At 32.2% G+C, this 16,474-nt stretch carries 13 protein-coding genes and 1 pseudogene; all 14 read right to left on the bottom strand.

Annotated features, from left to right (window positions below; all coding sequences use genetic code 11):
* Positions 1–105: 105 nt before the first annotated feature.
* The gene (locus tag QO200_RS00945) at positions 106–2,532 is read right to left on the bottom strand and encodes an SLBB domain-containing protein (protein WP_371535288.1); all 2,427 of its coding nucleotides are present in this window, start codon (positions 2,530–2,532) and stop codon (positions 106–108) included.
* 399 nt (positions 2,533–2,931) lie between these two features.
* The gene (locus tag QO200_RS00950) at positions 2,932–5,319 is read right to left on the bottom strand and encodes a GumC family protein (RefSeq protein WP_371535289.1); all 2,388 of its coding nucleotides are present in this window, start codon (positions 5,317–5,319) and stop codon (positions 2,932–2,934) included.
* 7 nt (positions 5,320–5,326) lie between these two features.
* Positions 5,327–6,103, bottom strand: coding sequence for a polysaccharide biosynthesis/export family protein (locus QO200_RS00955; RefSeq protein ID WP_371535290.1), 777 nt, complete (start codon positions 6,101–6,103; stop codon positions 5,327–5,329).
* 424 nt (positions 6,104–6,527) lie between these two features.
* Positions 6,528–7,675, bottom strand: a pseudogene (locus QO200_RS00960) (DegT/DnrJ/EryC1/StrS family aminotransferase).
* A gap of 51 nt (positions 7,676–7,726) precedes the next feature.
* Positions 7,727–8,311 carry a sugar transferase gene (locus tag QO200_RS00965; RefSeq protein ID WP_371535291.1) on the bottom strand — a complete coding sequence of 195 codons (585 nt, stop codon included), beginning with the start codon at positions 8,309–8,311 and terminating at the stop codon, positions 7,727–7,729.
* Positions 8,311–9,528 (bottom strand): DegT/DnrJ/EryC1/StrS family aminotransferase, encoded by a 1,218-nt coding sequence (locus QO200_RS00970; RefSeq protein ID WP_371535292.1) that lies wholly within the window; start codon positions 9,526–9,528, stop codon positions 8,311–8,313. Before QO200_RS00970 ends, QO200_RS00965 begins: the two co-directional genes overlap by 1 nt.
* A 94-nt stretch (positions 9,529–9,622) precedes the next feature.
* Positions 9,623–9,787, bottom strand: coding sequence for a GNAT family N-acetyltransferase (locus QO200_RS00975; RefSeq protein ID WP_371535294.1), 165 nt, complete (start codon positions 9,785–9,787; stop codon positions 9,623–9,625).
* A gap of 15 nt (positions 9,788–9,802) precedes the next feature.
* Positions 9,803–10,330, bottom strand: a complete 528-nt coding sequence (locus tag QO200_RS00980; protein WP_371535508.1) for a DegT/DnrJ/EryC1/StrS family aminotransferase — start codon at positions 10,328–10,330, stop codon at positions 9,803–9,805.
* Positions 10,331–10,341: 11 nt separating this feature from the next.
* Entirely contained in the window at positions 10,342–10,950 is a 609-nt protein-coding gene (locus QO200_RS00985) for an acyltransferase (RefSeq protein WP_371535295.1), read from the bottom strand.
* Between the two features lie 4 nt (positions 10,951–10,954).
* A complete protein-coding gene (locus QO200_RS00990) occupies positions 10,955–11,968 on the bottom strand; it encodes a 3-oxoacyl-ACP synthase III family protein (RefSeq protein ID WP_371535296.1) in 1,014 nt (337 codons plus the stop codon).
* The gene (locus QO200_RS00995) at positions 11,965–12,192 is read right to left on the bottom strand and encodes an acyl carrier protein (protein WP_371535297.1); all 228 of its coding nucleotides are present in this window, start codon (positions 12,190–12,192) and stop codon (positions 11,965–11,967) included. The genes QO200_RS00990 and QO200_RS00995 overlap by 4 nt, the downstream gene beginning before the upstream one ends.
* A 193-nt stretch (positions 12,193–12,385) precedes the next feature.
* Positions 12,386–13,594, bottom strand: a complete 1,209-nt coding sequence (locus QO200_RS01000) for a glycosyltransferase family 4 protein (protein ID WP_371535298.1) — start codon at positions 13,592–13,594, stop codon at positions 12,386–12,388.
* Positions 13,595–13,858: 264 nt separating this feature from the next.
* Entirely contained in the window at positions 13,859–15,349 is a 1,491-nt protein-coding gene (locus QO200_RS01005; RefSeq protein ID WP_371535300.1) for a glycosyl hydrolase family 28-related protein, read from the bottom strand.
* The gene (locus tag QO200_RS01010; RefSeq protein ID WP_371535301.1) at positions 15,349–16,401 is read right to left on the bottom strand and encodes a hypothetical protein; all 1,053 of its coding nucleotides are present in this window, start codon (positions 16,399–16,401) and stop codon (positions 15,349–15,351) included. The genes QO200_RS01005 and QO200_RS01010 overlap by 1 nt, the downstream gene beginning before the upstream one ends.
* Positions 16,402–16,474: the final 73 nt, after the last annotated feature.

Genomic DNA, 16,474 nt, shown 5'->3' on the forward strand with positions numbered 1-16,474 from the left:
TTCTTTGTTCGTTGCTCGTTGTTTGTTGTTTGTTGCTCGTTGTTCAATCGAAAAACGTTCCACGATTTTCGGAAATCGATGGACGGTAAACGAAAGACGACTAAACTATCGCAATATCGCAATAATAACTCCTGCTAAACTTGCTAAAACACCAGCTATACTAACAAATTCTCCCGTGCTCAACTTTTTAACTTCAGGCTTTTCTGGAACAATAATTTGCGACCCAGGAGTAACTTTTGGATAATTCCTAAAAAACAAGAATGAACTCGCTACAGCTGCCTTACCATTAGGGTAAATAATGTAAGCCTTTTTCTTCCAACCTTTAGCATCAATACCTCCAACTGCATCCAGATAATACCCAAACCCTTTACCTTTCTCATAAGGAATTTCAGAAGTAAGCAAGACATTCCCTGTCACTTTAACGCCTTCATTGAAGGTTGCCACTTCAATTTCATCTCCTGGGAAAAGAGTAACATTAGTATTACTATTTTGATTCTTAACAATAGCTTTCCAATCCACAGGTATGATAGCAAATTTCAAATCTTCCTTTAGTTTTTTCTCCAATTTATTCTGGATACTATCTTTTTTACCCAAATTCAAATCTATACTTTCTACCGCTTCAATTTGTTTGGCTTGTATTGGTCGTTTTATCTTAACCCCTTCTACATCTGCCAATGAAGTCAAACCACCTGCTCTTTTGACAATATCATAGACTTTAGCTTTTTTGCTTGCCAAAACATATTTTCCTGCATAATTTACAGCTCCACTAATAGTTACCATCTCTGGTTTTTCATACACCGCCATCTTTCGGATATTTACCACATCAAATGGATACAACGAAAAATTAGCTGCCTGTTCATTGTTATCAGGAGTGATCTCGATATTGAATAGTTCCGCTTTATTAGGATTGGCATCATCAATTTCTTCTGACATAATCATCCTTGCCACCTCTACATTTTTAGATGCTGAACCTGTCAAACCACCTGATTGAACTAACAAGTCATTCAAGGTCAGACCTTCCTGATAATCATAGATTCCAGGTTTTTTAATTTCCCCATCAATCGTAATTTTATAATCCTCAACAAAATCCAATATAGAATAAACAGTCACTACATCCTCTTTAAACAATGGGATATCTGCTTCCATATCTCCTTCTAATACTTTCGCTAAATTCACATTAACAATCTCCTTTGTCAAATCAGATTTAACACGAATAATTCTCGCTCTATTACTATAAGCATCTTCTTTTAAACCATCTGCTTTGGCAATCAAATCAGAAACACGCATCCCTTCATAAAAGGAATAAGTATTTGGTCTAAAAACAGCCCCGTCAATTCTGATTCTATTTTCGAAGCGATTCAATATTTTAGTCACTCTAAACACATCTCCAGAAAGTGGTTTATAACTATTAAATTCAGAAGCTTTGATATCTTGTACTTTAAATTCTTTAGCCGTTTTCTGAAGCACATTTACTGATGCTGTATAGGCAAACTCATTGAATCCTGATGCAAATGATAATAAATCAGAAAATGATTCTCCCGGTTTCATTTCAAAAATCCCAGGACGTTTCACCTGACCCTCTACCGTGACTCTTTGATTGTAAGCCGGAATACGAATGACATCATTGTCTTTTAAACCAACGTTCTCCGATTGATCTCCGTTGACCAAAAACTTATAAATATCAACTTTAGTGTAAACTTTATTATTTCGAATTAACTCGATATTTCTATAACTTTGATTTTTATCAGGCCCACCCCCTAAAAACAAGGCATTATAAACTGTTGCCAAAGACGACACCGAATAGTTTCCTGGCTGTCTACTCCCTATCAATGTTACTCTAATTGTTCTTATTCGACTTAAACTAATTCCCACTTGAGATTGACCCGAAGCCACACTGCTATAGACTCTTGAGATTGCAGCTTTAATCTTTTGCGTAGCTGCTTCGATGGTCATACCAGAAACTGGAATTTCACCCACGTATTGTATATTTACCTTTCCTTCTAAAGAGACAGGCGCAGTAGCACTAAACTCTTGTACACCATAAACACTAATTTGCAATTCATCACCAGGCCCAAGTACATAATTAACCGGAGTAGCCAGTTTTAAATCTGGTTCAAAATTTAAAGTTGGGTTATCAAATAATTGCGACCCAAAAATTAGTGCATTGACGCTGTCCTTTACCTTTGTATTGGTAATTTTCTCTTGCTTTCTAGTGAGCTCTGCGCTTTTTGTATTACCAATTAATTCCTCTGGTTTACCTACAACAGAACCTTTTGAGAGTTCCGATAGCCTAATTTTCAACTTCGCGAATTCGCTAGCGGTCATTCCCTTTGCCAAAGCCATTGGTTCTGCTTGATCAATCGTTAAATTATTCGACTGCAGCTGAGATTCTATTTTTGCGATATCAGCATCTGATAGATAATCCACTTTTAAGGTGCTCAAGTCATTACTTTTTAACAAATCTTGCGCTACAAGCGTTGATGATTGAAAAAGGGCCAATAACATTACAGCCACAATAATTATTTTTTTCATAAGGTATCTAAAAATTAATTTATCAATTTAAGATTTCTATCCTGTCTTAACGGACCTAGACAATCTCTTTAAGAATATTCAGAAAACCCCACGGCTTCGCCACAGTGACTCACAACTAAAGTGCGAACCCTTTTTTCTAATTTCGCACAAATTTATGCTAAAAATATAGCATAAGCTATGATTGTGCCATGAAATGGGAAACAAATTTCACCAATCCCAATCGAATGCATGCTAACATTTTAATTAAACAATAAAAAAAACAGAACCGACTAACAATCACTGAACTGATTGTGGATCTAAAAAGAGTTTAACTACAATTATTTATAAGCAAAAAAAAAAATCGCAAAATAGAAACTATTTTGCGATTTTTTGTTCGTTTGTATACGATGATAAAACTAGTTAGGACTTAAACCTTTTTTTGAACCAAGATTTTTTTTCTGTTTCATTTCCATAACCGTATCCATACCCATACCCTTTAGTAGAATCAGTATCATTAAGAAGCAAACACATATTAGGTAGTTTACCTTCTTTGTACAAACCATTTGCAATATTCAACATTCGTTTTTCTAAAAAGTTAGCACGAGCCACATAGATAAAAGTATCTGCATGTTTAGCTATTAATAAAGTATCCGTTACTAAACTCACAGGAGCGGTATCCACAATAATGTAATCGTATTGGGTTTTTAGAGTCTGAAAAAGTTCATCTACTTTCTTACTCATCAATAACTCTGCAGGATTTGGCGGAATCACACCCGCTGGTAATACATGTAAATCTTCATATCCTTCGTACTTGACGATAAGATCTTCTAGCTTCATATCCTTAGACGACAAATAATTAGTAACACCTCTCTCTGGTATATTTAAATACTCATCTAATCTAGGATTCCTAATATCCATTCCTATCAATAATATTTTTTTACCTGATAATGCAAAAGTGGCCGCCAGATTAGCGGAAACAAAGGTCTTACCCTCTTTTGGAAAAGTAGAGGTTAGAAATATTGTCTTAGCCATCCCCTCTGGAACTTTACTTAACATAAACTCAAGATTGGTCCTAACAATACGCAAAGCCTCAGCTGAACTAGTTCTACTTTCTGCTTTCATAATTACCGAAGGCGTATCAGAGGTAGGTAAATCTCCTATAAATGGAATCATTGTTTTGCCTTCTAAATCTAGGCGACTTTTAATTTTTGTATCTAATAAATCATCAGTGTATATGATTCCAAAAGGAATTAATAGCCCCATTAACAAACTTGCTAAATAAATGATACTTTTCTTTGGCGAAACAGGAATTTTATTTCCTTTGGCATCATCAATTACCCTGGCATTGGGTTCAGTAGCTGCCATAGAGATTGCTGTTTCTTCCCTTTTTTGCAACAAATACAAATACAATTCTTCCTTCACTTTTTGTTGACGTGCAATCACCCTGAATTGGCGTTCCTGTACCGGTATTTTTCCGATTTTGGCATTCAGTATGTTTTCCTCGCTGTTCAGGTTTCTTTTTTGAATGTTCAAATTGGACTGCATCCTCTGTAAACTTCCCTGGACATTACTTTTCAACGAGGCAATTTCCTGATCCATTTTGACCACAGATGGATTAACCTCTGTAGCTGATTTAAGAATCCTATTGCGGTCTAAAACCAACTGATTATAGGAGTTGATCATTCCTGATGCACTACTCTCCCCAGAAATTATGTTTGTAGGTAAGAGATCCGCATTGGTACTTTTCTTCATAAAATCTAACATCGAAGACACCACATTCAGCTGGATTTCCGTCTCTACCCCTTTTTTATCATATTCATTAGAACCTTCGATGTATAGTTTCGCTTCTGATTCTATATCCGTTACGTTATTGGACTTCTTAAAACTTTGCACATCCTGCTCCACACCATCTAGTTCCTGTGTAATCAATTTTAATCTATCGGCAATAAATACGGAGGTATTTTCAGATATAAAATTTTTATCAGCAGCAGCATCTTCATTATAAATCCGGGTCAAATTATTTAAAAAATCTTCCCCTTTTTTAATGACAGGGTCAATCATGGAAAGGGCCACGACACTGCTTGTTTTACTGACTGGATCTACTTTTAGACGGTTTTGAAAACTTGCAACAACATTCTCTAAAGGGCTAACGAGAATCCTTAACGATTGATTTTCATTGTTTTTCGTCCTATTATTTGATCCTAATTTACTTATAATCAAAACACCATATTTGGTCATTATAGGTTTTTCATATTGAAACTCCTTTTTACTGCTCAAAATCACATTAGAAGAATTATTTCCTGAATCATTTTTTAAATTAGTAACTAATTCAAAAGTTGTAGCGCTAAGTTCCGTAAAAATCAAATCAATGCTGCTTTGATAAAATTCATTTGACTTGTCAATAAAGTTAACAGAAATGGGTGTATCCCCATAAATTTCACGTTCCAGTAGATTACCCTTGAGAATCAATTGGGTATTTAGATTTAACTTTTTTACCGTACTTTCCACTAAGGTACGCGACTTAAGAATTTCGATTTCATTATCAAGATTACTTTTTATCCCTCCTCCCATTCCCATATCGGCAAAGGCCGAAAGTTCAGATAGCATTCCCCCTTTTTGCTCGTCTTTGACTAAAATGGTTGTCGTGACCTGGTATTGAGGTACAGTGTAACGTAAATAAATAAAAGCGGTTAACAAAGTAATAAAAATTGCCAGCACAAACCATTGCCAGTGAATCAAATACTGTTGTAGCAAAGCTTTTACATCAAAATCATTTTCGAAATTATCGTCGTTATTATTATTTTCCATCCAAAAATTATTTTGTAGTCGTGATTATTAAGGTGATCAGGGTGATCAATAGTGAGGATATCGAAATGATTACTCCCGTATTAGAACCTACTGCAGCTCCGTTAATTTTACTTTTATTGGGTTCCACATAAACCACATCATTTTGAGCCAAATAGTAAAAGGGGGAATTGATAAACTCTGCGTTGGTAATGTCCACACGATTATAGGATTTTAGCCCATCAATTTCCCTGATAATCAATATGTTATTACGTTTACCATAAATGGTCAAATCTCCGGCTTTACTTAAAGCTTCTATAAGGGTAATCCTTTCCGAGTCTATATTATAAGTACCTGGTACAGTTACCTCTCCTTGTACCGAAACTTTGAAATTCATAATCCGTAGATTAATTATTGGGTTTTTAATATAAACCCCTATTTTTTCTCGCAGCATTCCCAGTACTTCTGAGCGACTTAAACCGCTCACTTTTACTCTACCTAATACAGGAAATTCTATAGTTCCATTAGCATCAACTAAATACATTTGCATGGTTTGCTGACCAATAGCAGCTTCCATATTTCCACGACTTTGAACTGAAATTGAGCTTAAGTTGAATGGTACAGCAATTTCTGGATCTTCGGCAGAAACGATAATCATTAACAAATCATCCGGCTGCATTTTAATTTCATATGTGGCTGACTTTTCCTGAGGAGAAATCCCATCAATACCTTGATAATAAACCACATCTTTCCTAGACGCACAAGAAAATAAAAACAAAGCAAGTAAGAACGGTATTATTTTTTTCATTAAAGGAATTTTTGTTAATGTTTAAAATTTAAAAAGTGCAAATATAACTATTTAATTAAAGTATACTCATGATTGTACCGAATCTAATTAGTGACAAATCGTCTCTATTCTATATTTTCAAAGAGTAGCTTTAACACACAAAAGATAAAATGTCACTAATCTATTGATACAGAAAAATTATTTTTTAAATAGTTACTATTTAAAAACTATAATTTATGTAATTAAAAGGAGGTAAATTAATTTATATTTCACCACAAAATACTTAATGTCAGACGATTCTGCAATCCGTATTATTTCCAACATCTCATTCAATAACATATGTTATTTATGTGGCCCTACTATTTTTGCTATTAAGGACTATAAAAAACCGTACAAAATTATTATGAAATCACATTTATCAAAAAAAATACAAATCGATTTAGTATTAAATTAACGGCTTGAAAAATCGATTTAACGCTATAGTAATACGTTCTTTATCAAGTACTGTAATATTGGACCCAGAGCGCAAGCAGAGACCGTTTTCAAACAATCGCTCCGCCACCTGATTGCCGTAATACGGATAGGATTCAAAAATGGGTTGTAAATGCATGGGTTTCCAAAGCGGACGGCTTTCTATATTTTCTTGCTCTAAGGCCAAACGCAAGTCCTCTCTAGTTTTCCCTCCTAATTTTTCAGGCTGTAATACAATGGCTGTAAGTCAATGGTTAGAGAAATAATCGACATTAGGCTCCGAAAAAACAACCACTCCTTCTATATTGGCAAAATAATCGCAATAGAACTGGTTCATTTGGCGACTTAAGGCCACATGTTTGTCCATGACTTCCATTTGACCGCGACCAATTCCGGCATAATTATTGCTCATGCTATAATTAAAGCCAATTTCGCTATGCTGGTGATGTGGTGCTTCATCTCTAGATTGGGTAGCGAGGAATACCGCTTTATCTCTTATTTCTATCGTTTTACTTGCAATAGCGTCTCCTACTCAGGTGGTGATGATTTTATTTCCGTTGAATGATAAAACTCCAATTGTTCCAAAAGTACCAGCTTTCTGGTTTTTATAACAACTTCCAAATACTTCGGCACTGTCTTCCAAAACTGGAATTTGATATCTATGAGCTACTGCCATAATCGCCTCGACATTGAACGGCATGACGTATAAATGCACCGCTATAATTACTTTTGTTTTTTTTTCAAGGCTATTCGGTCCACAATTGCTTCTTCTAAGGTCGCTGGACAAAGATTCCAAGTCTGGATTTCACTGTCTATAAAAATTGGAGTTGCCCCCAGATATAAGATGGGATTAGACGAAGCTGAAAGAGTCATGCTCTGGCAAAGTACTTCGTCGCCTGCTTTTACTCCTAATAAAATCAAACCTAAATGAACGGCGGCAGTACCTGAATTTAAAGCTCCCACATGAACATCCTTTCCTAAATAATTTTCAAGATTTTTTTCAAATACATCTACGTTAGGACCACCAGAAGTAACCTAATTTTCGGCAAAAGCACTTTGAATATAATTCAGTTCTTCACCTCCTAAATGAGCTAACGATAAGAATATACGCTTACTATTCATCTACTTCTAATGTACTTTTGTCTAACCTAACATCATCATTTTATTCTTAATCTATATTATTGCTAAAAAAGTTTTTAGTATTACGCCAATATCTTTGACTAAATTTCTTTCCTTTAAATAATCCAAATTAATTTGAAGTTTTTTAACCATAATCACCTCGACATAATATCGATCTGGATCTTCTTGATTTGAAAGCATTTCATTTTCATTTCTAAATTCGATAGAAGCCAAATCTGTTATTCCCGGTCTTACAGAAAGCACCTTTAATTGATCTTTACTATATAAATTTACGTACTTCCTCACTTCTGGTCTAGGACCTACAAAACTCATATCTCCAAAAAACACATTTGCCAATTGAGGAAATTCATCCAACTTATATTTACGCAAATAATACCCCAATTTTGTAATTCTAGGATCCCTTCCTCCGACTGTTAATAAGCCCAATTTATCTGCATTAACAAACATGGTTCGAAATTTAAAAATATCAAAATCTATATTATTCTTTCCTACCCTAACTTGTTTATAAAAAACAGACCCTTTGCTACTAACTTTCATTAAGACAATTATTAGGATTAATAAAGGAGATAAAAAAACAAGTCCTAAAAAAGAAAACACAATGTCAAATATTCTTTTCATTATAGGCCTTTTATCTTATTAACCGCATTAACAACAACTTCTATTACCCTTTCTAGTTGTTCTTCGGAAAGATCATGAAAAACTGGTAATGAAATTTCTGTTTCCCATAATTCCTTTGCTATAGGAAAATCATTCATATCATAATTGAGAGACTCATAATAAGAAAGTAAAGGCAATGGTTTATAATGAACATTAACAGAAACATCGTTATCAAATATTTCTTTAATTATGGAGTTTCGCTCTTCTAAGGAGATTCCTTTTATCCTCAATAAGTATAGATGAAAAGAGGACATTCTTATTTCATCCTTATACAGAGGAGTTATAGCCCAAGCTTGTTTTTCTAGTGCAGCAGTATATTGTTCAAATATCCACTTTCTCTTTGGTAAAGTTTCTGATTCGTACCTATCAAATTCTACCAAACCAATAGATGCCAAAATATCAGTCATATTACATTTAAAACCTGCATCAACGACGTCATATTCCCAACTCCCTTTTTGTGATTTTGCTAATGCATCTTTATTTTGCCCATGCAATGTAAGTATGTTTAATTGATTATAAACTTCTGAATTGTTAAACGGTTTTGGTAGATTAATGCATATAGCACCTCCTTCTGCAGTAGTCAAGTTTTTCACAGCATGAAATGAAAAAACTGTAAAATCGGTCTGAGAACCTACTTTTTCGTTATCATAAATCGCTCCAAAAGAATGCGCTGCATCCGTTAAAACCATAATTCTACCTAATTTTGTTTGATTTTCGGATTCAGCGACAAACAAATCTTTTATACTTTGCTTTTGCAACAAACTATTCAATTTAGAAAAATCTGTAGGTAAGCCTCCGACATCAACCGGAATAATCGCTTTAGTGCGAGAAGTAATGTGTTTTTCAATTTTTGATAAATCAATTCCAAAATCTGATGTAACATCGACCATAATAACTTTTGCACCGCGATGCATTACAATATTAGCAGTCGCGCAATAAGTATAAACAGGCACAATTACTTCGTCTCCTTCTTTTATACCGTACCAATACAATAACAATTCGGCTCCGGAAGTCCAGGAGTTAACAGCTAAGACATTAGAAACCTTACAATAGGCAGCTATTTTTTTTTCAAACAACTTTGTTCTCGGTCCGGTAGTAATCCATCCTGATTGCAATGCTTTTGTAATTTCATCAATAACTTTGTTATCAATTCGAGGTGGCGAGAAAGGTATAAGCATAAATTTATAATGTTATTTTAATATTTTAATTATTTTTTAAATTTTAAGATTTGGCTAAGTAATAAAATCATAATACGTTGTATAACCGGTGCTTTTATAAAATTCTCAAAACTTTATTGTTCTTTTCAAAATCTGTAGTTAAGGCTATTTGAATGCAACCATTATTCATTGCATCTTCTTCAAACTTTTTTATTAACTCTTTACCAATTCCTTGTCCCTTATAGCTAGGCAGCACCCCAATTGAAAGTAATATCGCCAATTTTCCAACTGGTAATTACTTATAAGTAGCGCCAATAGAATGTGCAGCATCTGATAAAATTAAAATCCTTCCTAATTGTTTTTGTTTATCCGATTCTGGCTCAAACGATGTAACAATCTGTTCCTTATTAACAATTGCTTTAATTGAATCATAGTCACAAGGCCACCCTGCTATATCCACAGGCATAATTATTTTAGTTTTTGAAGTTATTGCTTTTTCAATATTTTGTGTAATTATGGTAAAATCTTCACCTACATCGACCATCACAGGTTTTGCCCCACAATGTAATACAGCTAGAGCAGTTGCACTATACGTATTAGCCGAAATTATTACTTTATCTCCCGCTTTAACTCCAAACCATTTTAACACTAAAATAGCACCCGTGGTCCATGAATTAACGCAAACTACTTTTTCAACCTGCGTTATTTTTGCAACTTCCTCTTCCAATATTTTTACCTTTGGGCCTGAAGTTATCCATCCTGAGTTTAAAGAATCTAAAACTTCATTAATAACATCTTGATCTACAAATGGGGGGCGGGGAATGGTATCATTACTTAAATATTATAATAATTAATTTTATTTGATTCTTTTCTTAAAAAAAATTTATCTATTTTTTCTGTATTACCTGTTAATATTGCTGGATTACCCGAAATAACACTATAATCTGGAAACGATTTGTTTACAATAGATCCTGCACCTACTATACAACCTTTTCCAAGTTTTACTCCAGGCAAAATTACAGAAGAGGCTCCAATAAACGTATATGCTCCAATTTCAACTGAGTCAATACTATATCCTACTCTATCTTCTACAGAAAGTTCAAAGTATTTGTCACCATTCATTCTTATAGCGTTATGACTACTATGAGTAAAAATACCCACCCAGGCTCCTATTTGGACTCCTTCATGTATTTTTACTGGTGCAGATCCATCAATAATAGAATAATGCCATACCCAAACGTTATCAGCTATATCTACATTTTTTCGCTGCAAGAACTTTGTTGTACTTGAAATTCTTGTTCTAAGGTTATATTCTTTACTAATGCTGTTAAAAAATCCATACACCATGAAAGGCTTATGAATCAAACTAAACAAATTCATTATTGCAGAAATAAGTTTACCAAATACAGAAAAGTAAAGCTTTAAATAAAATGATTTTTTCAAACTATTAATTTATTGTTAGTACAGTAGCTCCATATGATAATCCTACACCAAAGCCAGCAATCATTAGTTTTTGACCACTTTCAAATTCTTCAACATCAAATAAATTCCTAAGTGAAATAGGTATTGTTGAAGAAACCGTATTTCCAATGTTTTCTGAATTAAAAATAAATTTTTCTTGTGGAATTTTCAATTTAGCTCTTATCTTATCCAACATAAACTTATTAGCCTGATGAAAAACAAATTTATCTATTGCATCAATACTTAAAGAATTTTTAATTAATGATGATTTGACTAACTCTGGAACAACCAAATTTGTAAATTGAAAAACAGCTCTTCCATCCATATAAAGATTATCATTATTTTTCTGAAAATTTCCTTCGTCAATTATATCTTCACCACTTTCTAACTTAAATCTTGATCCTCCATTCTTTACTATTAAACTTTCGTAACCTGAACCATCAGTTCCATACACAAAATCTTCGATTTTTGCTTTGAAACCAGAACATTCATTAGACACTAGAGATACTGCTGCAGCATCACCAAAAAGCGTTTTATTAGACTTATCATTTTTATTAATAAACTTAGAATACGTTTCAGAAGTAATGACCAGAACTTTTTTTGCTTGACCAGAAACTATTAATCCTTTGGCCAATCCAATCGAGTAGATAAAACCTGAACAGCCTTGGTTTACATCAATAGAACCAATTGATTTATTAAGACCTAAGCGATCTTGTAAAATGCATGCAGTTGTTGGCAGAAAATAATCAGGACTTTGTGTACATAATATTAAATAATCAATATCCTCCTTATCAACATCTGTTTCATTAAAAAAAATAGTTGCTGCACTAACAGCCATATCGCTAGAAAACTCATCCTGCTTAGCAATATGCCTGTTAGATATTCCTGTTTTAGCAGCAATTTTTTCTATTGACCATTCTGGATGATCTCTTTCTATGTCTGCATTTGAAAGGGTGTTTTCTGGCAGATAAAAAGAGATGTTATTTAAGTAAGCATTCACTTTTTTTCAAGTATATAATTATAAATATCTTCAATTGTTGTAAAAGATGAGAATACATCATCTGGTATAGATACCGAATATGTTTCCTCTAACAGTACTATAAGTGACATACCAGTGAGAGAATCCCAATCATCTAGATCTCTGAATTTTGTATTAGCTTCAACAATATCACCAGACTCCAGAAATTCTACCTTAATGACTTCTAAAAATTCCTCTATTTTCATAACAACGTTATTTAATAATTATTAATAATTTTTGCAAATATATCTAAATAAATTCTAGAAATTAGTTTTATAAAAATAGTTTTTACCAATTGCCAACAACTAAAGATTAATTAAAATCTTTTCTAATGATAAAACTTTAATATATTTAGAGATTACTAAAAAAAACAGTAGCCATATGCCCCCTTCTAATATATTAACAACTTTTTTCCACAAAATCAAAATATTTTCTGTATTGATTAGATATTTCAAATTCTTTTGATAATTCTATATTATTTCTATTCATTAACGATAGTAATTCACTGTCAACCATCAATTTAGAAAACTCACAGAACAAACTATTCACATTTTCAGCCTCATATTGAAGTCCTATTTTACTTTCTTGCACTATTTTCCCATATTCTCTATTAAGAGAGTTTATGACGGGTAATCCAAATGCCATATAATCAAAAGCTTTTACCGGCATAGAAACAGTGGAATCGGCTAAATAAGTAGAAAGCGCAATATCACATTTAGAATAAACATAATTTAATTCCTCAACATTAAGCCTTCCAACAAAAATGGTTTTTTTAAGTTTATTGACTGAAATGGTTTCTTCTACCAGATTTTTCAAAGGGCCATCTCCTGCAATAATAAGTTTAGCATTTTCATTACTTTGTTCAAGTTTATTTGCAAATTCTAAAATTGTTTTAATATCATAATTAATCCCCAAGGTACCCGCATAAACTATCCATTTCTCGTTATTCACTTTCTGAATATCGATACTTTGTATATTTTTTGAAGCAGCTAAATCAAGACCAATATAAACTACTTCTCCAGGTATGTCTTCACAATTTTTTTTAGCTATCTCCAAATAATCTTTAGTAACAGCAATAAAACCATCTGCTTTCTTAAAGAGTTTTTTCCTTAGATAATAAAAAGGACTTAAGACGATTGAAGATGTCCATAACAGTTTTTTGGGAAACAATGTTATAAATACTTCAGGCCATAAATCCAAGATATCAATAAAGAATTTACTTTTTGTTTTTTCTACAATTTTATAAATAGAATGTCCATAAAACAAAGCTGGGTCAGTGATTAATATAACATCAGCTGCGTACTCTTCTCTAAAAAAAATCTCTTTTACTCTTTTAGAAAATCCTATTTCATATTTTATTCTATTAATAGAACCATTACCTGAATAGGGTGGAGAATAAATAATTTTAAAACGAAAATTAGAATTAATTACAACATCCTCGTCTTTTTCAGCCCTGTTTTTTTTTGACCTGTGATCGATATTTGAAATCCAGTAGCTTACATCCCAATTGTGCTCTGAAAAATATTCAGCAATAATATTGGTTCGGTACTTTCTCCAACCTTCGCTAGGCAACGTACCATAAGGGTTTATAATATGAATTTTTTTCATCAGATATAATTAATCAAGCAATATTTATAATTAATACAATTCTTGTAAACGGCTGAATTACTTCAAATTTTTATTAATTGAATCTACATTACAATACGTTAATGAGATTCAAAGCAACCTCTCTTTTTTTATACATTTTTCATTAAACTAACAGTTTATTTACGATTAAATGGAATAAGCTAAATAAAAAAAATAGTACTAAAACTAATAGAAGAATATTTATGAGAACTATTTTATACCCTTCTAAAACAGTAGTTCTTAAAATCAATTTTCCTTAATACTATTATTGAATATTCTATTCCCTTTAAGTAATGCTGTAGATGCAATATTTACTTTTTCACTACAAATAACAAAATTATCAAATATCCTACTGTCCCCCACTCTACCTTGTAATAAAATTCCGTAAATACAGTTCTTAACCAAATTATTAGAAATCTCCGCTTTTGATACTACTCCTTCTCCATAATGTATAACCCTTATACCAACAGCACCTTCTCCATTTGCGCCAACAACAGTATTCCCAATAATTTTACTATTAATAATCGAACTATTACTAGTCTCATTACCTACCCTAATCCCATCTGCACCAGGATGAAATACTTTATTATTTAAAATATGAGTATCATAATTCATACCACCAGTTGATTGCACAAATATTGAATACCCCAATCCACCGTTAACGGTATTATTTGAAATAATATTTTTTCTCGCATCAAATTCAACAAAAATATTCATTCGCCCCCATGTAAAATCAGTTCCTCTCTTATTGTTGTCGAAAAACTCATTAGAATCAATACTATTATTATTTGAATAGTTGTAAATAGACAAGGCTGTAAATACTGAGTTTTTTATAATACAGTTTCTTACAAATGAATGTGAAACAGCATCAAATCTAATCAACATCTGGTAGGCATCGTCTGCTTTTTTATCTTGTACAATCATGGTAGCTCCAGACTCTTCTCCTTGAACTAAATCACCTATGTCAAATACACCTTCTACAGTTCGAGGCTCAATGGAAAAACCTGAATCCCCACCAAAAAAACCAGAAACAACTGCCCTACCTCCTGAACTAGATACAACTGCTTCGCCTCCTAAAAAAGGACTACTTGAGAGGCCTCTTAAATTAACTTTATTCTCTGACCTATTATTTTTATTACCATCAATGGTAAGATTTTCAATTTTAATATTAGTAACAGCATAGCCAGCCATACCACCAGTAATAAAAGCCTCTTCCTCACTGTAGTTAGTTAAAAAGTCAGGTTTCTTAAGTCTATCAATTGTTCCTCCAACTAATCTCGATTTTTTCCAATGCTTATACAATGGATATCCTTGTCCAAAAACATTGTCAAGGCTTTCATTTGAAGCTTTAATTATAGTCGTATATTTTGATTCTCCCCGAAATATTATTTTAGATTTTAGACTAATAGCATTCTTTACGATATACGTCCCATTAGGAAAAAAAAGAATACCTCCTCCCAACTTATCAAGATTTACTACAGCTTTCTCAATAACTGCCCAATCATCTGTAATTCCATCCCCTTTTGCTCCTATTTGTTGAACATTTACAGTGATAGTATCACAAAAATAATCTGTTATTTTTATTTTAGAATAATGAAATTCCAAAAAATCAGATACTGATTCATCATTTCTAATACATTCATTTTTTATAAAAGTATTCCCCCATAATTTAATGGAATTATTGGAAGAAACCTTTAATGTAATAAATACAATAAAGCTTAAAACAAAAATTTTCATTAGTTTTTATTATGCGTTACAGAATAAATACTTTGATACGAAAAATAAGTTATCATTATTAAGTCACAAAAAACCCTATAACGACCTCCTTGAACCAAGTATACTGTCGAAATAAAAACTGACAATAAAATTAAAACATTTATTGTTGGATTGTATTTATACTTTTTCTTGAAAAAATAAAACATAAACAACAACCAAGCAAAACCATCAATAAATTTAAACAATATAAACCAAAATGAAAACATATTATTTTGATCATAAGCTAGGACATTAGAGAGTAAAGGAAATGGAGCGATCAAATAAACAAAAGCACGCAATGGTGTGACAAGTAAATAAAGTAAACCGTTAGTAGGCAGCAAAATATTCATTAAAGTTTCAGACATTGCAAAACCATCTCTTTGTTTTTCAATTAAATTTTCAAAACCTAGCCCTTCCATAATACCTTCAATATACATTGGAATGAAATACATCGATAATACAAAAATAACGTAGAAAAACTTTTTTACTTTTATGCTGAGATTATTAAAATTCACCATCTCTAAAATTAAAAATATAGGCAACGTATTTGGTCTATTATAAAAACCAACTACTAAAGCCAAAGACTTAAGAATGAGTTTTTTTCTCTTTGAATAATTATTTAAAAAAGTGGATAAATAGATCGACATCAAAAAAATCATGATTACATCTTTTCCTGGAACGACAAGATTAACTGCCATAAAAGGAATAAGTAAACAAATCATAATCATATATCGCTTTTTTATCTGAGCAACTTTTAAAATATAAAATGAAAGATACAGCAATATCAGGTTAATAATAATTGGATTTAGCAAAGTAGAGCCAAAGAACTTATAAATTAAGGAATAAAATGTAATAACAAAGACAGATTGCCAAGTAATATTCGATTCAACTATAATCTCATCTAAGGGTAAATGACAAAACTTTAAAGCATAATAATCATAGTAATTGGAATCAGTAAAATCCTGTTCGGCCGTATAATATATTCCTAAATTAAAAACAGGTATATAATAACAAACCAACCATATTATGTACATTGAAAGAATTAATAAAATACTTCTTCGATCATTATATACAAATTGTATTATACTTAATATGGTAAATAAAAAA

It is taken from the genome of Flavobacterium sp. Arc3 (assembly GCF_041431375.1).
In the GTDB taxonomy this organism is placed as follows: Bacteria; Bacteroidota; Bacteroidia; order Flavobacteriales; family Flavobacteriaceae; genus Flavobacterium.

What these genes read in the sequence shown, in the direction of transcription:
- QO200_RS00945 (WP_371535288.1), bottom strand. Translation starts at nt 2,532, where the DNA reads ATGAAAAAAATAATTATTGTGGCTGTAATGTTATTGGCCCTTTTTCAA.
- QO200_RS00950 (WP_371535289.1), bottom strand. Translation starts at nt 5,319, where the DNA reads ATGGAAAATAATAATAACGACGATAATTTCGAAAATGATTTTGATGTA.
- QO200_RS00955 (WP_371535290.1), bottom strand. Translation starts at nt 6,103, where the DNA reads ATGAAAAAAATAATACCGTTCTTACTTGCTTTGTTTTTATTTTCTTGT.
- QO200_RS00965 (WP_371535291.1), bottom strand. Translation starts at nt 8,311, where the DNA reads ATGAAAAGAATATTTGACATTGTGTTTTCTTTTTTAGGACTTGTTTTT.
- QO200_RS00970 (WP_371535292.1), bottom strand. Translation starts at nt 9,528, where the DNA reads ATGCTTATACCTTTCTCGCCACCTCGAATTGATAACAAAGTTATTGAT.
- QO200_RS00995 (WP_371535297.1), bottom strand. Translation starts at nt 12,192, where the DNA reads ATGAAAATAGAGGAATTTTTAGAAGTCATTAAGGTAGAATTTCTGGAG.
- QO200_RS01000 (WP_371535298.1), bottom strand. Translation starts at nt 13,594, where the DNA reads ATGAAAAAAATTCATATTATAAACCCTTATGGTACGTTGCCTAGCGAA.
- QO200_RS01005 (WP_371535300.1), bottom strand. Translation starts at nt 15,349, where the DNA reads ATGAAAATTTTTGTTTTAAGCTTTATTGTATTTATTACATTAAAGGTT.
- QO200_RS01010 (WP_371535301.1), bottom strand. Translation starts at nt 16,401, where the DNA reads ATGTACATAATATGGTTGGTTTGTTATTATATACCTGTTTTTAATTTA.